The sequence below is a fragment of the Antribacter gilvus genome, from assembly GCF_003946865.1.
Lineage (GTDB): Bacteria > Actinomycetota > Actinomycetes > Actinomycetales > Cellulomonadaceae > Antribacter > Antribacter gilvus.
The window spans coordinates 49,967-72,855 of the sequence record NZ_QXTH01000014.1; the positions used below are offsets into that span (position 1 = coordinate 49,967).

Annotated in this window: 18 protein-coding genes; 5 read left to right on the forward strand and 13 right to left on the reverse strand. The window is 71.5% G+C overall.

Annotation, left to right across the window (positions count from 1 at the left end):
• Nucleotides 1–77 precede the first annotated feature (77 nt).
• A complete protein-coding gene (locus tag D1350_RS20390; protein ID WP_125777886.1) occupies nucleotides 78–1,538 on the reverse strand; it encodes a family 43 glycosylhydrolase in 1,461 nt (486 codons plus the stop codon).
• Nucleotides 1,539–1,704: 166 nt separating this feature from the next.
• Between D1350_RS20390 and D1350_RS20395 the strand changes: the two genes are divergently transcribed.
• Nucleotides 1,705–2,514, forward strand: coding sequence for a Sir2 family NAD-dependent protein deacetylase (locus D1350_RS20395; RefSeq protein WP_125777939.1), 810 nt, complete (start codon nucleotides 1,705–1,707; stop codon nucleotides 2,512–2,514).
• Between the two features lie 20 nt (nucleotides 2,515–2,534).
• Here the strand turns inward: D1350_RS20395 and D1350_RS20400 are convergent, their stop codons facing one another.
• Nucleotides 2,535–3,545, reverse strand: coding sequence for a transglutaminase domain-containing protein (locus D1350_RS20400; protein WP_164545253.1), 1,011 nt, complete (start codon nucleotides 3,543–3,545; stop codon nucleotides 2,535–2,537).
• A 69-nt stretch (nucleotides 3,546–3,614) separates the two neighbouring features.
• On the reverse strand, nucleotides 3,615–4,049 hold the full coding sequence (locus D1350_RS20405) for a nucleoside deaminase (RefSeq protein WP_125777940.1): 435 nt from the start codon (nucleotides 4,047–4,049) through the stop codon (nucleotides 3,615–3,617).
• Nucleotides 4,050–4,194: 145 nt separating this feature from the next.
• Between D1350_RS20405 and upp the strand changes: the two genes are divergently transcribed.
• Complete coding sequence (gene upp / locus D1350_RS20410; RefSeq protein ID WP_125777888.1) at nucleotides 4,195–4,830, forward strand: uracil phosphoribosyltransferase; 636 nt, start codon at nucleotides 4,195–4,197, stop codon at nucleotides 4,828–4,830.
• Between the two features lie 6 nt (nucleotides 4,831–4,836).
• On the opposite strand, the gene D1350_RS20415 is transcribed toward upp, so the two are convergent.
• Entirely contained in the window at nucleotides 4,837–8,916 is a 4,080-nt protein-coding gene (locus D1350_RS20415; protein WP_125777889.1) for a sigma-70 family RNA polymerase sigma factor, read from the reverse strand.
• A 50-nt stretch (nucleotides 8,917–8,966) separates the two neighbouring features.
• On the opposite strand from D1350_RS20415, the gene D1350_RS20420 reads away from it, so the two are divergent.
• Nucleotides 8,967–9,734, forward strand: a complete 768-nt coding sequence (locus tag D1350_RS20420) for a nucleotidyl cyclase domain-containing protein (RefSeq protein ID WP_125777890.1) — start codon at nucleotides 8,967–8,969, stop codon at nucleotides 9,732–9,734.
• A gap of 24 nt (nucleotides 9,735–9,758) precedes the next feature.
• On the opposite strand, the gene D1350_RS20425 is transcribed toward D1350_RS20420, so the two are convergent.
• The 9 genes from D1350_RS20425 to D1350_RS20465 all read right to left on the reverse strand — a co-directional run bounded on the left by D1350_RS20425 (nucleotide 9,759) and on the right by D1350_RS20465 (nucleotide 19,033).
• Nucleotides 9,759–10,067, reverse strand: coding sequence for a DUF1540 domain-containing protein (locus D1350_RS20425; RefSeq protein ID WP_125777891.1), 309 nt, complete (start codon nucleotides 10,065–10,067; stop codon nucleotides 9,759–9,761).
• Nucleotides 10,068–10,229: 162 nt separating this feature from the next.
• On the reverse strand, nucleotides 10,230–10,688 hold the full coding sequence (locus D1350_RS20430; protein ID WP_125777892.1) for a heat shock protein transcriptional repressor HspR: 459 nt from the start codon (nucleotides 10,686–10,688) through the stop codon (nucleotides 10,230–10,232).
• Between the two features lie 4 nt (nucleotides 10,689–10,692).
• Complete coding sequence (locus tag D1350_RS20435) at nucleotides 10,693–11,709, reverse strand: DnaJ C-terminal domain-containing protein (protein ID WP_125777893.1); 1,017 nt, start codon at nucleotides 11,707–11,709, stop codon at nucleotides 10,693–10,695.
• A gap of 14 nt (nucleotides 11,710–11,723) precedes the next feature.
• A complete protein-coding gene (grpE, locus tag D1350_RS20440; protein WP_125777894.1) occupies nucleotides 11,724–12,365 on the reverse strand; it encodes a nucleotide exchange factor GrpE in 642 nt (213 codons plus the stop codon).
• Nucleotides 12,362–14,230, reverse strand: a complete 1,869-nt coding sequence (gene dnaK, locus D1350_RS20445; protein ID WP_125777895.1) for a molecular chaperone DnaK — start codon at nucleotides 14,228–14,230, stop codon at nucleotides 12,362–12,364. The genes grpE and dnaK overlap by 4 nt, the downstream gene beginning before the upstream one ends.
• A gap of 147 nt (nucleotides 14,231–14,377) precedes the next feature.
• Nucleotides 14,378–15,307, reverse strand: coding sequence for a cold-shock protein (locus D1350_RS24785; RefSeq protein WP_125777896.1), 930 nt, complete (start codon nucleotides 15,305–15,307; stop codon nucleotides 14,378–14,380).
• An 80-nt stretch (nucleotides 15,308–15,387) separates the two neighbouring features.
• Complete coding sequence (locus D1350_RS20455) at nucleotides 15,388–16,230, reverse strand: DUF4097 family beta strand repeat-containing protein (protein WP_125777897.1); 843 nt, start codon at nucleotides 16,228–16,230, stop codon at nucleotides 15,388–15,390.
• 70 nt (nucleotides 16,231–16,300) lie between these two features.
• Nucleotides 16,301–16,831, reverse strand: coding sequence for a histidine kinase (locus D1350_RS20460; protein WP_125777898.1), 531 nt, complete (start codon nucleotides 16,829–16,831; stop codon nucleotides 16,301–16,303).
• Between the two features lie 48 nt (nucleotides 16,832–16,879).
• Nucleotides 16,880–19,033 carry a hypothetical protein gene (locus D1350_RS20465; protein WP_125777899.1) on the reverse strand — a complete coding sequence of 718 codons (2,154 nt, stop codon included), beginning with the start codon at nucleotides 19,031–19,033 and terminating at the stop codon, nucleotides 16,880–16,882.
• Nucleotides 19,034–19,112: 79 nt separating this feature from the next.
• Between D1350_RS20465 and D1350_RS20470 the strand changes: the two genes are divergently transcribed.
• Both D1350_RS20470 and D1350_RS20475 read left to right on the forward strand, forming a co-directional pair.
• Complete coding sequence (locus D1350_RS20470; protein WP_206074617.1) at nucleotides 19,113–19,703, forward strand: 1-acyl-sn-glycerol-3-phosphate acyltransferase; 591 nt, start codon at nucleotides 19,113–19,115, stop codon at nucleotides 19,701–19,703.
• Between the two features lie 285 nt (nucleotides 19,704–19,988).
• A complete protein-coding gene (locus D1350_RS20475; protein WP_125777900.1) occupies nucleotides 19,989–22,715 on the forward strand; it encodes an InlB B-repeat-containing protein in 2,727 nt (908 codons plus the stop codon).
• Nucleotides 22,716–22,889 lie beyond the last annotated feature (174 nt).

The following is a 22,889-nucleotide window of genomic DNA, read 5'->3' on the forward strand; positions in this document are numbered from 1 at the left end:
GGGGCACACGACGGGGCCGAACCTTCCCTACGGAAGGTCCGGCCCCGTCGTCGGACGCAGATCTGGTGCGTGACCTGCTAGTACACGTACGGCCAGCCCGACGAGTCGTAGCCGAGCAGGTTGACGCCGAGGCGGGGGTCACCCGCGTTGTCGTAGTAGTGGTAGAAGAGCACGTCGGAGTCGGTGTCGGTGATGACCGCCTGGTGACCCGGGCCGTGGATCGAGCCGTGGCCGGCGAGGATCTGCGTGCCGCCGCCCGACATCATGGCGGTGCCGTTGCGGTCCACGTAGGGACCAGTCACGGAGGTGGAGCGGCCCACCATGATGCGGTACGTGCTCGCGGCGCCCCTGCAGCAGGCGTCGAACGAGACGTAGAGGTAGTAGTAGCCGTTGCGGTAGTGGATCGTCGGCGCCTCGACGGCGTCGCCGCCGCGACTGGCGAGGCTGTAGAACGCCGTGCCGGAGCGCAGGCCCGTCGACGAGCTGAGGGCGATCATCTTGATGCCCGACCAGAAGGAGCCGAAGCTCAGGAACCAGCGTCCCTGCTGGTCGATCACCAGGTTGGGATCGATGGCGTTCCAGTCGTTCGACGCGCTCGACGAGATGACCAGGCCCTGGTTGGTCCAGCTTCCGGCAGCACCGGTGGTGCTGGTCGCGAGGAAGATCGCCGACCGGTTCGACTCGAAGACCGAGGCCGAGTAGTACATGTAATAGCGCCCGTTGACGTAGTGGACGTCCGGGGCCCAGACGTGGTTGCTGTTGTTGGTGTAGGTGTGCACCCAGGGCATGCCGTTGGGGAACGCCATGCCGGCAGCCCTCCACGCGGTGCGGTCCGTCGACGTCCGGAGGTTGACGCCCTCGCCTGTGTTGGCCAGCAGGTAGGAGCCGTCCGGCCGCTTCACCACCTCGGGGTCGTGCACGATGGTGTCGCCCGTGACCGGCCCAGGGTTGGGGTACGTGGTGGGCGTGCTGACGTCGCCCACCCTGACCATCTGCCACTGCTGGTTGTTCGCGTTGGTGTCGGTGTACTGGGAGACGCGGCCGCCGTCGGCGGTGGACCACTCCCACACCTCCAGCGACTTCCCGCTGTTGCGGTTGATGAGCTGGATGTAGCCGGACGCCGGGTCCTGCACGCTGAACTGCTGGTTCGTGGCGTTGTTGTCCGTGTACTGGACCACGTTGGCGCCGTCGGCGGTGGACCTGCTCGCGACGTCGATGACCTTGCCGCTGTGCCGCGACTTCAGCCGGTAGTAGCCGCTGCCCGAGCTGACGAACTGCCACTGCTGGACGGCGTGGTCGTTGCGGGCCCACTGCTGGATGCCCGCGTTGTTGGCCGTGGACAGGTCGGCGACCTCCAGGGCCTTGCCGCTGTTCCGGTTGACCAGCACGTACCAGGCGTTGGTGTCGATGGTCGCCGCCGAGGCCTGTGGCGTTGCCACAGGCACGGCGAGCTGGGCGAACGTGACGGCTGCGGCGACCAGCAGCGTCAGCGCTGCCTGGGCTCCGCGACGCCAGGGGAATGCACGGGTTGCCTTCATGGAACCTCCTCGTTGAGGCATTGTTAGCGCTCACACGAACGCCGTGGACTAGTTTCCATCGTTGTACATCGGCTCGTCAAGGGGTTCGTCGTACGCTCGACGCGTGCAACCGATCTCGCGTCCGTCCACCTGGCGACCCGAGCCGGTCGATGTCGCCCTCACCACCGTGGACGACGCCCTACGGGTGCTGGCGGGGTGCCGGATCACGGCGCTGACCGGCGCGGGGATCTCCACCGACTCCGGCATCCCGGACTACCGGGGGCCCGGCTCGCCTCCCCGCAACCCCATGACGTACCAGCAGTTCGTCCAGGACGAGGCCTTCCGCCGCCACTACTGGGCGCGCAACCACGTGGGCTGGCAGCACATGCACCGCACCGAGCCCAACGCGGGCCACCGTGCCCTCGTCCGGCTCGAGGAGCGCGGCCTCCTCACCGGGATCATCACCCAGAACGTGGACCTGCTGCACGAGGACGCCGGGTCGCGCAACGTCATCGACCTGCACGGGCGCTACGACCGCGTCGTCTGCCTGCAGTGCGGGCGGGTGGTCTCCCGCACCCACCTGGCGACCCGCCTCGACGCCCTGAACCCGGGCTTCCTCGAGTCGGTCGGCGACGTCGCCGACATCGAGATCGCACCCGACGCCGACGCCGTCATCGAGGCCACCTCGCACTTCCGGCCCGCCCCCTGCGAGTTCTGCGGCGGCGTGCTCAAGCCTGAGATCGTGTACTTCGGCGAGAACGTGCCCCGCGAGCGCGTGGAGCGGGCGTTCGCCCTGGTGGACGGCGCCGACGCCCTGCTCGTGGCCGGGTCGTCGCTCACGGTGATGAGCGGCCTGCGGTTCGTGCGCCGGGCAGCCGCCGACGGCAAGCCCGTGGTGATCGTCAACCGCGGGCTCACCCGCGGCGACGTCCACGCGACGGTCAAGGTCGACGCCGGCACCAGCGACGTCCTGGCCGAGCTCGCCGAGCGGCTGTGAGGCAGCACCCGGCGGGCGTCCTAGCCGAAGACCGACGGGCTGCTCCGCCAGTCCGTCGTCCGCGTCGCCAGGTCGGTGAGACCGGAGCGGCCGGACGGCGACAGCGTCAGGACGCGGTCCCCCGGGCGGAGGCGAGCGTCGGCGAAGTAGAGCTCGCCCAGCTCCTGGGCCGCCACGTCGTCGCCTGCGTCCGCCGCGACGAGGAGGTGCGCGAGCTCGTCGGCGATCGCGTCGTACTCCGCCGAGGTGATCTCCACGCCGGGGAAGCTGCTCAGGTCGGCCCCGGACCGCTCAGCCTCCTCCAGGACCGCGCCGCTCAGGGTGGCCGGCACGCCGGCCAGGCCCAGCATCGGGCCCCACATGTCCCAGAGCAGCAGCTCGTCGCGGTGCCGGTGCGCCACCTCGCGCAGCACGTAGTCGCGGACCACGTCCCGCCCGCAGAGCTCCGGCACGTCCTTCGTCACGCCGAACGTCGCCGGGTCAGCCGCGCCGGACCGGACCGCCAGCCACGCCTCGGCGGCCGTCACGAACGGCGAGCCGTGACCGGCGGGGATGTCCGCGGGGTCGAAGCCCCACGGGTCGTCCGGGCCGAGCTCCGGGTCGAAGCGGCGCCAGCGCTCACCGTCCCAGTACTCCACGATCACGTGGTCGGCATGGAAGCCCGGGTCGAAGTAGCCCGCGAAGCCCACGCGCGAGCGGGCGGGCACCTTGTGCTCCCGGAGCGTGCCGACGGTGAGCAGCGTGTGGTCACGGCAGCACCCGGCGACGACCTGCTCCGCGGTGCGCGAGCCCGCGAGGGCGCCGGTCCGCTCCACGGCCGCGTCGAGGATCGACGCGAGCCACCGCCGGTCGATGTCCGCGACCTGGTCGGCGGTGAAGGTGGCCCCGGAGCGGTAGTGGACGACGGCGTCGCACGCCGCGGTCCGCAGCGACGCCGGATCGGCACCCAGCTCCGCGACGAGATCCGCATGCCGGCCGGGGTCGGAGTAGGGGCTGTGGCTGGCGTAGTCGGCAAGAGTGGGTGCAGGCACGTCGTCGTCCTTTCCGGGGCGGTGACGAGACGCTAGCAAAAAACGGTTCAGCTGCACACCAGATTCGGGTCACGCCCGGCGCGCTTCGAAGAACTCCCGGAGCAGGGCCCCGCACTCCGCCTCCCGGACCCCGCCCACCACCTCGACCTCGTGGAGCGCGCGGCGGTCGCGCACCAGGTCCCACACGGAGCCCGTGGCCCCCGCCTTGGGGTCCCACGCGCCGAGCACCAGGCGGGTCACCCGGGACAGGAGCAGCGCGCCGGCGCACATGGCACAGGGTTCCAGCGTGACCACCAGGGTGCAGCCCTCGAGCCGCCACTCCCCCGTGTGACGCGCCGCCGCCCGCAGCGCCAGCACCTCGGCGTGCGCCGTGGGGTCGCCCGTGGCCTCCCGCTCGTTCCGCCCGACCCCGACGACGCGGCCCGCACGGTCGAGCACCACCGCACCCACCGGGACGTCGCCGGTGCCGACCGCGCGCCGGGCCTCGTCGAGGGCCAGGCCCATCGCCCCGGCCCACGTCGCGGCGCGCTCCGCGACGGTGTCCCCGGGAAAACGGGCGGCGCTGCTGGAGGGTGCGGTCACGCAGATCACCATAGCGACGCGGCCCCGGGACGGCCCTCCGCGTGCGGGAGCCGGTAGCGTGGAGGCCATGCGCCTGAACGTCGTCGACCACCCACTGGTGGCTCACAAGCTCACCGTCCTCCGCGACGAGACCACCCCCTCACCGACGTTCCGCCTCCTCGTCGACGAGCTGGTCACCCTGCTCGCCTACGAGGCCACGCGTGAGATCGCCGTCGAGCCGCACGAGGTGCGGACTCCGGTCACCACCACGACGGGGGTCCGGCTCTCGTCGCCGCCGCCGCTCGTGGTGCCGATCCTGCGGGCCGGCCTCGGCATGCTCGACGGCATGACCCGCCTGCTCCCCACCGCCGAGGTGGGCTTCCTCGGGCTGCAGCGCGACGAGGAGACCTTCCAGGCCGTCACGTACGCGAACCGGCTGCCCGACGACCTCACGGGCCGGCACGTGTTCCTCCTCGACCCCATGCTCGCGACGGGCGGCACCCTGGTGGCGGCCATCGACTACGTCTTCGAGCGGGGCGCCCGCGAGGTCACCGCCGTATGCCTGCTCGCCGCGCCCGAGGGCCTCGAGCTCCTGGAGCAGGCCGTCGGTGACCGGGTCGACGTGGAGGTCGTCGTCGCGGCCGTCGACGAGCGGCTCAACGAGAAGAAGTACATCGTTCCCGGCCTGGGCGACGCGGGCGACCGCCTCTACGGCCTGGTCTAGCGTCGGCTACTGCTTGGGCCCGCAGGCCGCTACGGCCCAGGCCCACAGGTCCTGCCCGGCGGTCCGCAGGCCTGACCGGCCCACGGCTGCCCACGGCGCCGTCACCGCAGCGCACTCGGCGGACGCCCGCCCGGACCGGTCCGCCTGTGCCGCGTCGCGGCTGCCGGCGTCGCCCTGGTTGGTCGTAGCAGTCGTCGCCGCAGGCTGGGCCGGGCCGCCCTGGCTCGTACCCGGGGTCGACGGCGGAGCCTGCGTCGGCGGCTGAACCTGCGCGTGCGTGGGGCTGGGCTCCGGCGACGGGGTCGGCGGCGCGGGCGGCGGGCACACCACTGCGTCGACGGTGAGGCGGCGCTCCACGGCGTGGATCCGGCCCTCCAGCTCGCGGTTCAGCCGCACGGTCACCCTGCCGCCGGGGACGACGTCGTCACCGAGGGTGAGGCGCGCGGTGCCGCCCGGGGGGATCTCGACGGTGGTGCCGGTCGTCCAGCGGGACGTGCGGTACATCCGGCCGTTCCACGCGCGGGCCCCAGCGTTGTGGACGTCGGCCACGATGCGACCCGTCCCGTCCGTGCACTCCACCAGCGGCGTGACCGTCACCGACGACTCGGGCCACACGATCCGTGCGCACGACCGGAACGTCACGTCCTCCGTGGCCAGCGTCCTGCCGTCCGCCGTGAGGTCGACCTGGCCGGTGCCCCACGGCACCGTGAACGTGAGCGTGGCCTTCTCGCCCGCCGGGACGAACAGCGTGGCGCCCGCCGCTGAGAACACCACAGGGAGGGTGGAGCCCGTGTTGTCGACGGGCGCCGCGAAGGTCCTGGTGGAGTAGTCGCGCTCCGGGTCGTACGTGCACTCCCCGACGCGCTGAGCTGCTCCCGCAGCGGGCGCGAGCACCGCCGCGGGGTAGTCGGCCACGGGCGGCTCGGGCGCCGTCAGCAGGTGCGTCGGCAGGTCACCGTCGGAGTCCGTGGTCCAGCGGGAGAGCCGGAAGGCCGCCTGAGCCGCCGCCAGGTCCATGGTGCCGGTGGCCACCTGGAGCGGCACCGTGGCGCCCGGCTCGATCGTCACCTGGCCCGACTCGAGCGTCGTACCGCCCGCCGGGACGACCATCACGACCTGGACCGGCTCGTCCGTGTGGTTGGTGACGTCGCCCCGGACGCCGACCGCACCGTTCACGTTCACGGTTCGTGCCGCGACGGCAACGTCCCAGGAAGGCGCGTAGCAGTCACGGGCGGGGTGCGTCCCGGCGGGCACGCGCGTGGTGTAGGTGCGTCCGTCCACGACCGCTGAGAGGACGTAGGCACCCGGTCCGGCGGGCACCCGCAGACCGTCCGGAACCTGGAGGAGCACCTGCTCACCGGGCCTCACGGCGTGCGCCGAGGCCACGGCGGTGCCGGCGGCCTCGAGCGTCACGGACACCGTCTGGGCGGTGCGGTTCGTGTACGTGCCCGTCACCGCGGACTGCGCGACGGCGGTCCCGCCTGTCGCCAGGCACTGCGCGTCGAGGGACCCCGCTCCCTGGACCGCCCCGGCCCAGGACTGCGCAACGCTCACCGGTCCGGAGGCCTGGAGCACCTTGGCCGAACCGGGCAGCACAGGCGTGACCGCCACGGCGCCCGACGTCGTCCCGGGTGCCGTCCCGTCGGCGACGACCGCCAGCGGCAGCCGGCGACGCTCGCCCTGCATCAGATCTCCGGCCGTCCCGTCCCCGGGCGGCAGCGGCGAGCAGTGCCAGGCGTTGGACGCCGACCCATGGCTCGCGCACGAGAGGGCGGACTGGGACGCGGCCGGCGTCACGCCCGCAGGCAGGGTGACGTCCACGGACCAGCCGGCGGGCGCCGTCAGGTCACCGGTGTTGGCGACCTCGACCCCCACCACGGTGGATCCCGGGTTCGCGATGTCGGTGCCGTCCACGTGCGCGGAGAGCTCGGCGCCGTAGGGGGCCACCTCGGCTGCCGCGAGCTCCACGCCCGCGCTCTTCACACCGGCGGCCCACACCTCCGCGGAGATCGGGTAGACGCCGCCCGACTGCGCCTGCACTCCCACGACGACCCGCTGGGTCGTGCCGGCCGCGACGGTACCGAGCTCGCAGAGGACCGTGTTCGAGGAGCCGCCGTCGGCCGGCCCGCAGGCGAACCTGTTCGCCGTGATCGGCGGACCCATGACGGCAGCGTCGCCCGCGATGTCGCCCGCCGTGTCGCCGGCGCCGACTCCCGACGCGGCTTCCGTCGTGCCCTCCTCGCGGACGTCGGTGGTGGCAGCGGTGGTGGTGGCAGCGGTCCCGGTGGTGGCAGCCGCCTCGGTGGTGGTCGCCGGCTCTGTGGTGGGCGCCGCGGCGTCGGTGCTCGACCCGGCGGACGAGCCGACGCCCGCGCCGAACGGCGCCTGGGCGAACCGGGCCGTCAGGCCGTCGGGAAGGGTCAGGCGGACGACTGTCTCAGCCGCATCCCTGCCACCCGAGTTGGACAGGGTGAGGACGATGTCCTGCCCGACACGCGGCTGGAGCACCGTGGTGGGGTCGGAGAGCGCCACACCGAGCTTCGCCGGTTCGGGTGCCGGCATGGGGACCAGCAAGTTCGTGGCCGACGTGGGGTCCAGGACGTCCGGGACCTCGTCGAGCGCGTCGGAGGCCGGCGCGTCGGCCACCAGGACGCTGCCCGCCGACAGCCCCAGGTTGAACCGTTCGGCCTGTGCCATGGGGGCGAGGACCTGAAGCACCGCGGCGACACCGACGGTCGCAGCGGTGATGGCGCCGGCTGCCATGCCGGTCGACGTGAGCGCGCCCGTGGCACCCGCCGCGACACCCGCGACAGTGCTCGTGGTCGCGGCGGTCGAGGCGGCAGTCGAGGCGGCCGCCGTGACGCCGCTGCCCACCGAGCCGCCGCCGATCGACGTGCCCGCCGTGCTGGTCACGGTGCTCACCGTGCCGACGGCGGTGCTGGTCACGGTTCCCGCGCCGGCACCGACAGTGCTCGCAGTCGTCGCGCTCGTGGTGACCGCGCCAGTACCGACCGCGCTGCCGGAGGCGACGGAACCTGCGGAGGAGGTGAGGACCGTCGTCGTCCCCGCCTTTGCCGCCGCTGCCGCATAGCCCGCCTTCAGCAGGACCGCCGTGCCCGTACCGCCGATCGGGAGGGCGACGCCCACCAGGCCGAGACCCGCGACCCCGAGCATCAGGGGCGCGACGACGCACTTCATGCCGTGGGCGACGTCGTGCAGCTCGAGGACCAGGGCGCTGCACGTGCCGCAGCCGGTCAGGTGGTCGTCCACCTTGGCCTTCTCGCGCTTCGAGAGGCTGTCTCGGACGTATTCGCCGAGAGACCTGTTCACCTCACGGCAGGCGGCGGACGGGGCGTGCGACAGGTGCTGCTGCAGGTAGCCGGCGCGGAGAGCCTCCTTCGCCCGGTACAGGAGAGCGGAGACGCCGTTGGGCGAGAGGCCGAGGAGCGGGGCGATCTGCGCGGGCCTGTGCTCCTCGACGAGCGCGTAGTGGAGCACCATGCGGTATCGCTCGGGCAGCTTGAGGTACGCGCGGAAGACGACAGTGCGCTCGAAGCCGGCCAGTGCCGGGTCCTCGTCGGACGCGAGACGGCCGAGCGCGTGCTCCAGCTCGTCGTCGGCCGTGGGACGGGTACGCCGGACGCCGCGGGCCAGCGTGGTGGCCGTGTTGCGCACGACCGTCAGGATGTAACCGCGGAAGTTGAGGTCCGGGCCCTTGCCGCGGAGGAGAGTCTGGAAGGTGCTCTCGAAGGAGTCGGACACGACCTCTTCGACATCCGACGGTGCGACGAGACAGCGGGCAACCTGGCGGGTCGCCTGGACGTGACGGCTGTAGAGCGCGCCGAAAGCGTCCCGGTCCCCGTCTCGGACCCTCAGGATGAGCTCGGCGTCGCTGGGGGAATTCCCCGCACCGCTGTCGACTTCTGCCACGTCTTCCCCACTACCTCGCCGCCCATGGCGACGGCCCGTGAATGGCGGGTGATCCCGGAAATCCGGGCACTCAGACTCTAGCCCCTGACTATAGGCCGCGCCCAGCGCTTTGGTAGAGGGTGAATCCGCCGGATGAGATCGGGTGAACTGCCGCACACTCGGCGTAAACCTGCGTCATGATGTACTCCCGTGGGAGTCCTCTCATTATGAGCAAGCCGCAGCAGGGCACAGAGCCCGGCATCAGCGACCTGCGCGAACGCTGGCGCGCAGCGAGCCTCGCCGCCGTGTGGCTACGGCCGGGCGACTGGTATCACGCAGCCGTCGACGCGTTCGCGGAGGCACTGACGGATGGTCGGTCGGTCGCCCCAGCAGGCGAGCGCCTCGGATCGGCGCGCGCCGGTGTGGGCGTCGGGATCGCCGAGGCGATGGACGACGTGGCGTGCCTCTACACGACGGTGGGCATCCCGGTGGACGCGACAGCGATCCGCGCGGTGGCGATCGGCTGGGTCGAGGAGCACGAGCGCGTGCCGTTCCAGGTGATGTGCCACGACCCTGCGACAGGGCTGCCGACCAACGAGTACCTCGGCGAACGGCTGCGGGAAACGTATGGCGTGGCGTCGCGGAACGGGTCCGACGTGACGTCGACCCATTGCCTCCTCGTGCTCGACGTCGGGCTGGAGAGCCTGGACACCTGGCAGCGGTCGGCGCGGTCCGCGGCGATCGGGCGCACCCTGCAGCAGGTCTTCGGCGACGGCCACCCGATGGCGGCGGTCGGCGACGCCACGTTTGTGGTCCTCTGCGAGCGCGGGCCTGCGACGGCACAGCTCGGTCAGTCGTTGCGCCGCGTCGTGGAGAAGAACGCGGAGGTGCTCGGGCTCACCGCAGAGCTGCGGCGCCCCACCCGCGTGTGGGTGGAGCGCCTGCCGGACTCGCACGACGACGCGCTCATGCTGCTGGACCAGCTCGGCCGCTGACTCAGCGCGGCGCGGAGCGCTGTCTCAGCGCGGCGCGAAGGTGAGGCAGTCCGCGTGGTCGGCGTTGTCGGGCCCCGCGCCGACGCGGATCGAGGGAGCCGCGCACTCGAGCGAGCTGTTGTGCACGCACTCGCCTCGCTGGCACGCGCCGACGTGGGCGATCACCTTCTCGAGCCCACCCTTCGTGGTGAGCGGGATGAAGGTGGCGCAGCTCGCGTCGCCCACGTGACCGGCGATCGTGACGGCGCCGGCGTGGCATCCGTGGTCGTGGTTGTACCCGCAACCGTCGACCGAGCACTCGGCAACCTCGGGCATCTCCATCAGTGCACTCATGGTTCGACTCCTCGCTGCTGATCCCTGCGGAATACCACCACGATATTCCGGGAATCCGTTCGCGTACAGCAAGGAATACCTTACCTCAATTCAGGTAAAGGCCGCGTCGAATTAGGAAAGAATTGCATGCCGAAAAGTCATCGGCGGGGGCATTGGCGGAGGTCATTGGCGGGGCGGCGAGGGCCGCCACAGCACCAGGGCGCCGGCCGTGTCGGCACGGTCCACGGCACGGTGGTCGACGTCGATCCGCAGGTCGGTGCGGCGTACCCGGCGCCCTCGTGGCACCACGATCACGTCCCCGCTGGTCGCGGCGGCGAAGACCCTGCCCGACTGCTGAGCCTGCGCGAGCAGCTCCTCGAGCCGGTGCTCCAGGACCGAGACATGCTCCTCGAGGTCGAGGATGCGCTTGATCCCGGCGAGGTTGATGCCCTCGACCTGCGCCAGCCGCTGGACCTGCAGCAGCCGGGCCACGTCCCGCCGGGAGTAGCGGCGCCCCCGCCCCACCGTGCGGCGCGGCGTGACGATGCCCAGGCGGTCGTACTGCCGGAGGGTCTGCGGATGCATACCGGCGAGCTGCGCGGCCTGCGACACCGTCAGCACGGGCGAGTCGTCGGTGATCATCGATCTACTCCGCGGCACGCTGGGCGAGGTCCGCCCGCACGTCCTGGCCGTCGCTCTCGGCAGCGAAGGTCTCGAGGGCCTCCCGCGCCTTGCGGCTCAGCTTCTGCGGCACGACGACCTGGACCGTCACCAGCAGGTCGCCCGTCTCCCGGGCCGTGGTGACGCCCCGTCCCTTCAGCCGGAGGACCCGGCCGGACGGCGTGCCCGCCGGAACCTTGAGGCGCACCGTCTCCCCGGCCAGCGTCGGTACCTCGACCGTGGTACCGAGCGCCGCCTCCGCGAACGTGAGGGGTACCGTCATGCGCAGGTTGGCGCCGTCGAGCGTGTAGACCGGGTGGGGCGCCACGTGCACGGTGACCACGAGGTCGCCGGCCGGCCCGCCGCCCTGGCCCTGTCGCCCCTTGCCGGGGATGCGCAGCTTCTTGCCGTCGTTGACGCCTGCGGGGATCCGCGTGGTCACCTTGCGGCCGTCGACCACCAACTCGACCGTGGAGCCCTCCACCGCAGCCCGGAAGGGCAGCGTGGTCTCTGCAACCACGTCGGCTCCCTTCTGGGGCGCGGTGAAGCCCGTACCCGGGCCGTACCCGGCCTGCGGGCGCGCGGCACCGCCGAACATCGCGCCCAGCAGGTCCTCGAACCCGCCCGCGCCCGCGGCGCCCGGGCCGGTCTGCGAGTACCGGACGCGCGACCCGCCCGGTGCGCCGCCGCCGAACATCGAGCCGAAGATGTCCTCGAAGCCGGCGGTGCCGCCGGCCCCGCCGGGGCCGGCGGAGAACCGCGCACCGCCGGCCATGGCCCGGACGGCGTCGTACTGACGCCGCTGCTCCGGGTCCGAGAGGACGGCGTACGCCTCCCCGATGGCCTTGAACCTCGCCTCCGCGGCGTCGTCACCCTGGTTCTGGTCCGGGTGGTGCTGCCGCGCGAGCTTGCGGTACGCCTTCTTGATGGTCGCGTCATCGGCGTCCTTGGCGACGCCGAGAACGGTGTAGAAGTCCTTCTCCATCCAGTCCTGACCGGTCACGACGCCTCCTCCCGCTACTCGGGGCCGACGACGCCCACGCGCGCCGCCCGGACCACCTTGTCGCCGATCCGGTAGCCCGGCTCGACCACGAGGTTCACGGTGGTGGCCGTGGCGTCCTCCGCGGTGGAGTGCATCAGCGCGTCGTGGACCTGGGGATCGAACTCCTCGCCCACCTGACCGAACCGCTCGACGCCAAACCTGGCGAGCGCCTGGTCCAGCTTCTCCGCGATCGCCGCCATCGGGCCGCTCAGCTCAGCGGCCTGACGAGCCCGCTCGACGTCGTCGAGCACCGGGAGCAGCGCCGCCAGGACGTCCTGGACGCCCCGGTCACGCGCTGCCTCCTGGTCGCGGAGGGCACGGTTGCGGTAGTTGACGAAGGTGGCCCGCTCACGCTGCAGCGCGTCGAGGTGCTCCGCCGCCTCGGCCTTGGCCGCGAGGAGGGCGGCATCGCCGCCCGCCTCGGCCGACGGCTCGAAGTCGAGCGCCTCGAGCGGGTCCCCGGACCTCTCGCCAGGCGTGCCGGCCGGCTGCGTGCCGGACCCCGGCGCGGCCGGCGCACCCGTCTCCGGGTTCACCTTGCGCTTGTCGGTGAAGTGGAAGGGAGGCTCCTCGGAGCCCTCCGGCTCCGGGACGTCCTGCGGGTTCTTGTCCGTCACTTGCGGTCGTCCTCGTCATCGACGATCTCGGCATCCACGACGTCCTCGTCCGAGGGCGCCGACTGGGCGCTGGCCGTGGGGCCACCTGCCGCTGCGGGCTCCGGCTGGGCGTCGGCCGAAGCGTAGAGCGCCTGGCCGATCTTCTGCGACGACGCGCCGAGCTTCTCGTACGCGGTCTTCACGGCACCGGCGTCCTCGCCCTCGAGCGCGGACTTCACGCCGGCGATGTCCGCCTCGACCTCGGTCACCACGTCAGCCGGGAGCTTGTCGCGGTTGTCCGCGATCTGCTTCTCCATGGAGTACGCGAACGACTCGGCCTGGTTGCGGGTCTCCGCCTCCTCGCGGCGCTGCTTGTCCTCCGCAGCGTGCGCCTCGGCGTCCTTGATCATGCGCTCGATGTCCTCCTTGGGGAGGGCTGAGCCGCCAGTGATCGTCATCCGCTGCTCCTTGCCCGTGCCGCGGTCCTTCGCCGACACGTGCACGATGCCGTTCGCGTCGATGTCGAAGGTGACCTCGATCTGCGGCATGCCGCGCGGGGCCGGAGCGATCCCCGTGAGCTCGAACGTGCCCAGCGGCTTGTTGTCCCGGGTGAACTCACGCTCGCCCTGGAACACCTGGATCGCCACCGACGGCTGGTTGTCCTCCGCCGTCGAGAAGATCTCGCTGCGCTTGGTCGGGATGGCGGTGTTGCGCTCGATGAGCTTGGTCATCACGCCGCCCTTGGTCTCGATACCGAGCGAGAGCGGGGTGACGTCGATGAGCAGGATGTCCTTGCGGTCACCCTTGATGACGCCCGCCTGGAGCGCCGCGCCGACAGCCACGACCTCGTCCGGGTTCACGCCCTTGTTCGGCTCCTTGCCGCCGGTGAGCTCCCTGACGACCTCGGTCACGGCGGGCATGCGGGTGGATCCACCCACGAGCACCACGTGGTCGATGTCGGACACCGAGATGCCGGCGTCACGGATCACAGCGTGGAACGGACCCTTGGTGCGGTCGAGGAGGTCCTGCGTCATCTGCTGGAACTGAGCGCGCGTGAGCTTCTCGTCCAGGTGGATGGGGCCGTTCTCGCTCATCGAGAGGTACTGCATCGAGATGCTGGTGCTCGTCGCGGACGAGAGCTCCTTCTTGGCCTGCTCCGCGGCCTCGCGCAGACGCTGCAGCGCGATCTTGTCCTTGGAGAGGTCCACGCCCGACGAGTTCTTCACCTGCTTGATGAGGTACTCGACGATGCAGTTGTCCCAGTCGTCCCCACCCAGGCGGTTGTCGCCGGAGGTGGCACGCACCTGGATGGTCGAGAAGTCGTCCTCGTCCTTGCCCACCTCGAGCAGCGAGACGTCGAACGTGCCGCCACCGAGGTCGAAGACAAGGATGAGCTCGTCCTCCTTGCCCTTGTCCAGGCCGTACGCCAGGGCGGCGGCCGTGGGCTCGTTCACGATGCGCAGGACGTTGAGGCCGGCGATCTGCCCGGCGTCCTTCGTGGCCTGACGCTCGGCGTCGTTGAAGTACGCGGGAACCGTGACCACCGCGTCGGTGACCGGCTCGCCCAGGTACTCCTCCGCGTCGCGCTTGAGCTTGCCCAGGATCCGGGCGGAGATCTCCTGCGGCGTGTACTTCTTGTCGTCGATGTCCGTGTTCCAGTCAGTGCCCATGTGGCGCTTGACCGAGGAGATGGTGCGGTCGACGTTGGTCACCGCCTGACGCTTGGCGACCTCACCCACGAGGACCTCGCCAGTCTTGGAGAACGCGACCACCGACGGGGTGGTCCGCGAGCCCTCCGCGTTGGCGATGACGGTGGGCTCGCCGCCCTCCAGGACGGCGACCACCGAGTTGGTGGTTCCGAGGTCGATCCCGACTGCACGTGCCATGGTTCTCTGCCTCCGTACGACAGGTTGAGTCTGCTGCACTCAACTTAGGTCGCGGCGCCCGCCGATGCAAGCCCGCAGGGCCAAAGTTGAGCCCGCTCCGCTCAACGTCACAGAGGACGCACTGGTTCCCAGGACCCTGGGGCTAGCTCACAACAGCTCGACGCTGTCGGCCTGCGGTCCCCGGTCGCTCTGACGCACCTTGAAGCGGACCCGGTCACCCTCCTCCAGGACCTCGGCGCCTCGCACGACCGACACGTGCACGAACAGGTCCACACCCCCGGCATCGGGGGTGATGAAGCCGAAACCGCGCTCCGCGTCGTAGCGCGCGACGATGCCCTCGCCTCCGCGCACAGGCCCGCCGGATGCCGCGGGCCGGCTCGGCCGACCGCGGTCCGTGGCCGCACGCGCACTCCCGGAGCCGCGCACCAGCTGCACGTTGCGGGCATTCGGCCCCTTCTCGCCGTCGACGACGTCATACGTCACGCGTGCACCCTCGGAGAGCTCGGTCATCCCCGAGCCGAGCGCCTTGACGTGGACGAAGACGTCCTCGCCACCCGAGTCGGGAGCGATAAACCCGAAACCCTTGGTGTCGTCGTACCAGGACACGGTGCCGTCCGCGCCGTCGGACGCCGGCTGTGCAGCCTCCGCCCCGAGCGGTAGCAGGTGGTCCGCCTGCGGGCCCCTCTCCCCCTCGACGACGAGGAACGCCACCCGCTGCCCCTCGGAGATCACACCGCCCCCGACGATGGCCGAGCTGTGCACGAAGATCTCGACGCGACCGCCGTCGGGCGTGACAAAGCCGTATCCCTTGGTCGGCTCGTACCAGTTGACGGTACCGAGCACGCCCACGGGCGCGTCGGCGGCCCGGTCGCCCGTGACCCGGACGCGGCGCGCCTGCGGGCCGCGGTCACCCTCGCCCACCTCGAACTCGACGACCTGCCCCTCGCGGAGAAGCTTCGGTCCGTCGTCGCCGACGATCTCGGACGCATGCACGAACAGGTCCTCGGCCTCGTTCCCGAGGTCGATGAAGCCGAACCCTCGGTCGGCGTCGAACCATCGGACAGTTCCCTCGGGCACCTAGGACTCCTCGTCTCGGCAGACATTGCTCTCGCCCATTGTCCCCGACAGACCGTGGACAGGTGGCCCCGCCCGAGACGTCAGGGGCGGCGGACGATGATGTCGCCCCACCCGGTGCTGGCATGGATCTCGGCGGTGGCCTCGTCGTCGACGGGGCCGGCGGCCGGGGTCAGCTGGTTGCGGACGGTCCCGCGCTCGGACGAGACGTCGAGCCAGGCGGCGGTGCCCTCGGGCACGTCGACCTCGATGGTCCCGTAGGACGTGGTGAGTGTCACCGCGCCGGACTCGACGCGGTCGACGCGGATGCCGCCCGACGCGGCCTTGGCTGTGACGGTGCCGGTGACACGGCCCACGGAGATGTCGGCATGCGCCCCCACGACGTTCAGCGATCCCGTGACGGAGCCGACGGTCGTGGTCCCGTTCGCCGCACGGACGGTGGCGTCGCCGGCAACCTCGGTGATCCGCACGGAGCCCGCGCTCGCCTTGACGGAGGTGGCGCCCGTGGTCCGGCCGACGATGACCGACCCGGCCGAGACCTTGAGGTCGAGACGGTCCGCCTCGTCGACACGGGCGTCGCCGCCGTTGAGGGTGAGATCGACCGACCCGAGCCTGCCCTCCGCATACAACGAGCCGGCCTTGCCGCTCAGGTCCGAGCCGGCCGGGAGCTCGATGGTGACCTTGGCACCACCGGCCGCGAAGGGCAGGACGTACTGCTTCCAGGCGGCCGGGTAGATGATCGTGACGGCGTCGCCGTCCCGCGCCACGCGCGTCTCCTCGGCGGCGCGAACAGAGCCCGACTTGGCCGGGTCGGCGGGCAGGACGGTGACGACGACGTCGTCCCGCTCTCCGGCGATGACGTGCAGGTTGCCGAAGGGCACGTCCACGACGACAGGGACGGGCGTGGGGGCGGGGAAGCTGGGCACGAGGTCCTCCAAGGCGGTGGTGAGAGCAGGTCGGACGGGCGGCGCCGCGGCGCCACCCACGGAGGGCAGGTCAGCGCACCCAGCCCGTGTGGCGGTTGGCGCTCCGCGGCTCGGGGCGAGCCGTGGGGGCGGGGCCACCGGTGGGCTGCTCGAGCGCGGCCGCCACGGCCCGTACCAGCCACGTGTTGACCGAGATGCCGTCCCGGGCGGCCGCCACCTCGACCTGCACCTTGAGGTGGTCGGGCAGGCGCAGGGTGGTACGGGTCGTGGCGCCGTCGGCCTCGCTGACCGGCAGGGCCGGCGGGCCGGCGGCAGCCGTCGTCGAGCCGCCCGCCGCCGCGCCCGGGTCGACGACGGCGGCGGGCGCGGCGACGACGAACTCCGGGTCGCCGCCGCGGAGGCGCATGTCGACCGAGCCGGGCGCGAGCTCGGCCGAGATCTCGCCCGCAGCGGCCGAGAGCGCGTCGAGCAGCACGAGCCGCACCGCGGCGTCGAGCGGCGCCGTCAGCCGCTGTGCCAGCTGACGGGCGTCCTCACCCCCGGCCTCGGCCGCGGTGGCCAGCCGGTGCTGCAGGTCGTCGACATAGTGCGAGAGGTCCATGACGCCATCATGACATCACGAGTGGTGTCATCGCAACACCAGGTGATGTCATGTCTCCTTGGGGGCCTCGTCGGGCTTCTCGTCGGGCGCCTGGTCGGGCGCCTGGTCGGGCGCCTGGTCGGGCGCCTGGTCGGGCGCCTCCGCAGCCTGAGGCGCCTCCTCAGGCAGCTCCTCGGGCACCTCGCCCTCCTCGAGCCGCTCCACGAGCTCCTCGGGGGCCGCGGGCTCCGCCACGCGGCGCCGTCGTGCCCGCACCTGGCGCAGCACCAGGAGCGTGCCGCCGGCCAGGGCGGCGAGGGCGAGCAGGATCACGCCCACCCCGACCCACGGGGCCAGCCCGACCCGGCCGGATGTCGCGTCCGCGAGGTCCGCCGCGGTCTCGAGGTGACCCGCGTGGAGGTCCGCGCGCGCCTCGCCGGCCAGCGTGTCCGCGTCGAGCACGAGCTCGCCCAGCTCGGAGAACGGGTCACGCTCGGCGGCCACCGCACTCGAGGCCTCGCCCACGAGCTCGACGACCTCGACGGCACGCGGCAGCCTGGTCACGAGCGCGGCGTACTCGCCGTCCTGGTCGGCGGTCTCGTACGCCGTGCGCAGGGCCGCCGGCGCCGGGAGGCCCACGGCCTGTGCCGCGACCTGGACTGCTCCGGCGTCCGCAGCGGCCGTCCCGACCGCGGCAGTGATCTCGCCGGCGGTGTCGAAGCTCCAGCCGGTCATCGCCGAGCGCAACCCCGAGGGCGGGAGCCACTCGCCGTCGGCCGTGTCGACCGCGACGTAACCCTCGCGTGCGACGGCTCGCTCGTCGAGGCTCGTCACCTGCTCGGGGCTCACGACCCAGGCGCGGTAGACGTCTGTGGCACCCGGGACACCGCCGCGGACCTCGACGAGGTCGAGGAACCGCCGCCAGTCGGTGGTCCCTCGGCCGCTCTTCGCCCCCGGGGCCTCATAGGCGCTCTCGCCCGCCAGGGCCGCCGACGCGATCGCCGTGAAGGCGGCGTCGTCAAGGTCTCCGACGAGCTCCGCCACCACCGTGTGGGACGCGGCGTAGGCGTAGTCCTCGGCCTCGTGATCGCCGAAGTGGGCGTCGCTCCACCCGGTCAGCGCGAGCGCTCCGGCGCCCTGACGGTCGGGCGCGGCGGGCGGCGCGGGGGTGCCGCCGATCTTGCCGACGACCCGGTGGGCGACGACGTCCGTGAGGCCCTCGGAGAGCCAGCGGCCCGAGACGCTCTCGGTGTTGATCCAGACGTGTGTCAGCTCGTGGAAGAACGTCGCGTCGTCAAGGTCCTCCGAGACGATGATCTCGTCGGCCTCCGGGTCGAACCAGGCATACCCCAGGACCTCGGGCGAGACGTCCTCGCGGATGGTCTTCAGTCCGCCCGGCCAGGGACGACCCAGGACCTCCTCGACGACAGGCAGGCCGGTCGTCAGCCGCTCGGTGGCAAAGCTCGCCCACTCGGTGTCCCCGGGAAAGCTCAGGAGCGTGAGACTGGCAGGACCCGCCTCGACGGTGTGCTTGTCGACCTGTTCCGGGTCGCGTGCGGACACGAAGGCCCAGATCCCGTACTCGTCGGTGTTGATGGTCGACGTGTGGGTGACGACGCCGTCCGCCGCTGTCTCGATGAAACCGCCCGCGGTGCTCTCGAAGGACATGGACTCGGGAACCACGACCTCGACGGTGACCTGCCCGGGATCGCCGACGCCCTGCGCGGCGAACGTCGCGTACCCGGGGCCCACCCGGGTGTACCCCTCCGACCGGATCGGGTCGCCGGGGATCGCATAGGCCCACTCGATCGTCCGGGTCCGGCCGTACAGCAGGGCCGAGAAGGAGACGGTCGCCAAGGAGATGTGCGGGTCCTCGGTGGGCTCCAGCGCGACCGGCAGGTTCGCTCCGCCGCTCGTCGCCCGCACGTCGGTGGCGCTGGCAGGGACCTGGATCCCGTACGCGTCCCAGTAGAAGTACTGGACGCCGGTGGCGGTCACCCTGTCCGGCGTGTCGTTCCGGATCGTCGTCGTCACGGTCGCCTGGACCACGCCACCCGCGGCGTCGTAGACGAAGCGGTTGTGCGACGTCTCCGAGATCCCCTCGTCGGCGACAGCGGGCAGCGCGCCGAGCATCGACGCCAGGACGATCGCCACCCCGCCCAGCCCCGCCAGAGCTCTCCCCGTCGCCCGTCCGGACCTCGGTCCGTCAGCCATATACGTCATGTGTTGCGCTCTCCTCGGAGCCGGGTGGAGACATCGGGCGGGCGCAGTGTAGCGAGGACAGAGGTCCTAGACTCGGGTGATGTCCCGAACGATCCGGCGCGCCCTCGCGCGCCTCTTCTGGCGCTTCAGCGGCTGGGAGCTCCGCAGCGAGCCGGCCCCCCACCGTGCGGGCCTCCTCATCGGTGCCCCGCACACGTCCAACTGGGACTTCGTGGTCATGCTGGCGATCGCGTGGGAGCTCGAGGTACCTATCCGCTGGCTCGGCAAGCACACCCTCTTCACGGGGTGGCGCGGACCGCTCATGCGGAAGCTCGGCGGCATCCCCGTCGACCGCCGCGACCCCAGCACGGTGGTCGAGGACGTGCTCGAGCGGGTACGCCGCGGCGAGGTGTTCCATCTCGTCGTGACACCGGAGGGCACCCGCGGCTCAGGCTCCTACTGGAAGTCGGGCTTCTACCGGATCGCTCGCGAGGCGGGCGTGCCGGTGACCCTCGGCTACGTGGACCGGACGACGATGACGACCGGCCTGGGCCCCACGATCGAGATCACCGGAGACGTCCGGGCGGACATGGACGTGGTCCGGGCGTTCTACGCCGACAAGTCCGGCTGGAACCCCGCGCTTCGCACCGAGCCTCGCCTGCGTGCGGAGGACGAGCCGGACCCCACCTAAAGGCCCTCAGTGGACAAACCGGATCTTTCGCTTGTGAATTTTTTTTCATGATGGATCCCTTCCGGAGTTCACCCGAGATAAATGCTCTCATTCCGGACCCGGAAGCGCTTTTTCGGGGTTATTCACCCTCGCTGGGCAGGGCCCACTTCACATGCAGGTGCCACCGTCGAATGTGGAGATGTGGGGGCTTCCATCGGGGCACATGTCGCAGCACCGACCCCCTCATCGTCATAGCTGGGGGTCGTCATGCACCAGACGAGACATGGGCGTACTCGCGCCCGGGGAATGACATCTGCATGGGGCGGGAGGCTGCTGGGCGCGTGTCTGGCGGCGACTCTGGCCACCACGGCCGGCGGGCTGACGATCGGCGCCGCCATCGCGGACGAGGCGGTCGGCGACACAGCCGTCGTCGAGCCGACGACCGAGACCGGGGCCGCCGCCGACGCCGTCACGACGGAGGACCTCGCCGCCGAGGAGCCCGCCGAGGAATCGGCACCCGAGACGGAGACGGCCGAGCCACCCGCCAGCGACCCGCCGAAGATTGCGCCGGAGCCGGGGCTGGCACCCGCGGAGCTGGCACCCGCGGACCAGGCGCCTGCTGAGCAGGCACCTGCCGAGAAGGCGCCTGCCCAGAAGGAGGCCATCGAGACAGATCCCGCGTCCGAGGCCGACGCCGGCGTGGGCATCCTCGTCGACGTCCCTGGCCCCGGGCCGGACGCTGGAGACGTCACCAACCCGATCTTCCGGGCAGCGCACCCGAACAGCTACACCACGGCGACCGTCGGCGCGGCGGACAGCAGCAACGTCGTCACGCAGCTCACGAGCGCTACCCGCCCGTTCGTGTGTGGCGACACGATCGTCTACTACCAGATCATCCCGATCAGCGGGACCGCGCCGACCGGCGAGTCCACGATCACCCTCGAGACCCGCTTCGACACGAGGTTCGGCGCCAACGACCAGGTGGGCATCACCGAGGTGACTGCCTTCCTCGCCTTCACCGACTCGAACTATGTCAGCGATGGTGAGGAGACCATCATCGGCACGGCCGCGTCGGGCACCTGGTCCGACGGCGTGATGACGCTCTTCAGCACGGTCACCGACGTCGAGGCGGGCGAGACCATCGTCGTCGAGTACCACGCCACTCTCACCTGCGGGAACCCGCCCGGGAACGTCACGGGCAACCTTCACGTGGGCAACTACGGCATCGAAGTCACCCAGAGCACCGGCGCCACGTCGGACACCGGCCACGGCGTCCAGACCGTGCCGCTCTTCGCCAACGCGGTGCTCGTCACCACGGTTCCCGTGAACCCGACCGTCACCCAGGCCGTCTGCGTGGGTGGGGTCGTCACGGCGCCCACCCTCACCCTGCCGCCGAACGGCGGCGGCATCACGTACTCCGTGGACCCGGCCGGCCCGTACACCGCCGGCGACACCGTCACGGTCACTGCCACCATCACCGGCGCAGGCTTCATCTGGGGGAGCGAGTTGCCCGCAGGGTGGGTCGTCACCTCCCCGACCACCGCCGAGTTCGAGGTCGTGTTCGACAACGTGACGTGTGTCGAGGTCGTGCCGGTCGCTCCGACCGTCACCGAGGCCGTGTGCGTGGGCGGCGAGCTCACCGCACCCACCCTGACGCTCGCCACGACCGAGGGCATCACCTACACCGTCGACGTCGAGGGCCCCTACGTCCCCGGGCAGACGGTCACCGTCACCGCCACCCTCGCCGACGGCTTCGCCTGGGGCGTCATGCCCGCGGGCTGGGTCGAGGTCTCCTCGACGGTCGCCACCTTCGAGGTGACGTTCGACGAGGTCGCGTGCGTCGAGGTCGCTCCGGTCGCTCCGACCGTCACCCAGGCCGTCTGCGTGGGCGGCGAGCTCACCGCACCCACCCTGACGCTCGCCACGACCGAGGGCATCACCTACACCGTCAGCGTCGAGGGCCCGTACGCCCCCGGGCAGACGGTCACCGTCACCGCCACCCTCGCCGACGGCTTCGCCTGGGGCACCATGCCCACGGGCTGGACCGAGGTCTCGCTCACCGTCGCCACGTTCGAGGTCACCTTCGACGAGGTCGAGTGCGCCGAGGTCATGCCCGTCGCGCCCACGGTCACCCAGGCCGTCTGCGTCGCAGGCGAGCTCACCGCGCCCACGATCGCGTTCGCCACGACCGAGGGCATCACCTACACGGTCGACGTCGAGGGCCCGTACGCCCCCGGACAGACGGTCACCGTCACCGCCACCCTCGCCGACGGCTTCGCCTGGGGCGAGATGCCCGCAGGCTGGGTCGAGATCTCCCCGACCGAGGCCGAGTTCGAGGTCACGTTCGACGAGGTCGCGTGCGTCGAGGTCATGCCGGTCGCTCCGACGGTCACCCAGGCCGTCTGCGTGGGCGGCGAGCTCACCGCACCCACGATCGCGTTCGCCACGACCGAGGGCGTCACCTACACGGTCGAGCCGGCGGGCCCGTTCGTCGCGGGCCAGTCCGTGACGGTCGTCGCAACGCTGGCCGACGGCTTCTCCTGGGGCGAGATGCCTGCAGGCTGGGTCATGGACTCGCCCAGCGTCGCCACGTACGCGCTGACGTTCGACGACGTCGAGTGCATCCCGACCTCACCTGCGGTCCCGAAGGTCGCGCCGTCGCAGTGCGTGGACGGAAAGGTCACCCAGCAGGTCCTCACGGTGGCGCCCACCCCGGGCATCACCTACACCGCCAGCCCTGACGGCCCGTACCGGGCCGGACAGAGCGTCACCATCACCGCCACGCTGATGGACGGCTACGCCTGGGGCACCCTGCCCGCAGGTTGGACCACGAACTCGCCGACGGCGACCTACGTGGTCACCTTCGGCGCCGACGCGGTCTGCCCTCCGGCAGCCAAGCCCCCGGTCGCCAGGCCCCCGCTGCCCGTGACGGGCGCCAACGGTGTCGAAGGCCTCATCGGCCTCGCCGCCCTCGGCCTCCTCACCGGCGTGGGCCTGCTCACCTGGGCACGACGACGCGGCCAGGCCAGCTGACCCCGTCGTGACCGAGGGGGCCGACCGGAAACCACCGGTCGGCCCCCTCCGTCATGCACCCGGGCATCGAAGAAATTCGCGCGAATTTCCTTCACTTGATGAGGGCATTGTGTAATCACCCTTCAGAATGGCGCTCAAGGGCCGAGAAACCCTCTCTCCTGCTTATTCACCTTC

Bases quoted from the DNA above. Each gene is read 5' to 3' on its own strand.
- D1350_RS20390 (WP_125777886.1), bottom strand. From the start codon at position 1,538: ATGAAGGCAACCCGTGCATTCCCCTGGCGTCGCGGAGCCCAGGCAGCG.
- D1350_RS20460 (WP_125777898.1), bottom strand. From the start codon at position 16,831: ATGGACCTCTCGCACTATGTCGACGACCTGCAGCACCGGCTGGCCACC.
- D1350_RS20425 (WP_125777891.1), bottom strand. From the start codon at position 10,067: ATGAGTGCACTGATGGAGATGCCCGAGGTTGCCGAGTGCTCGGTCGAC.
- dnaK (WP_125777895.1), bottom strand. From the start codon at position 14,230: ATGGCACGTGCAGTCGGGATCGACCTCGGAACCACCAACTCGGTGGTC.
- D1350_RS20430 (WP_125777892.1), bottom strand. From the start codon at position 10,688: ATGATCACCGACGACTCGCCCGTGCTGACGGTGTCGCAGGCCGCGCAG.
- D1350_RS20465 (WP_125777899.1), bottom strand. From the start codon at position 19,033: ATGACGTATATGGCTGACGGACCGAGGTCCGGACGGGCGACGGGGAGA.
- upp (WP_125777888.1), top strand. From the start codon at position 4,195: ATGCGCCTGAACGTCGTCGACCACCCACTGGTGGCTCACAAGCTCACC.
- D1350_RS20470 (WP_206074617.1), top strand. From the start codon at position 19,113: ATGTCCCGAACGATCCGGCGCGCCCTCGCGCGCCTCTTCTGGCGCTTC.
- D1350_RS20405 (WP_125777940.1), bottom strand. From the start codon at position 4,049: ATGGGCCTGGCCCTCGACGAGGCCCGGCGCGCGGTCGGCACCGGCGAC.
- D1350_RS20420 (WP_125777890.1), top strand. From the start codon at position 8,967: ATGAGCAAGCCGCAGCAGGGCACAGAGCCCGGCATCAGCGACCTGCGC.
- D1350_RS20475 (WP_125777900.1), top strand. From the start codon at position 19,989: ATGACATCTGCATGGGGCGGGAGGCTGCTGGGCGCGTGTCTGGCGGCG.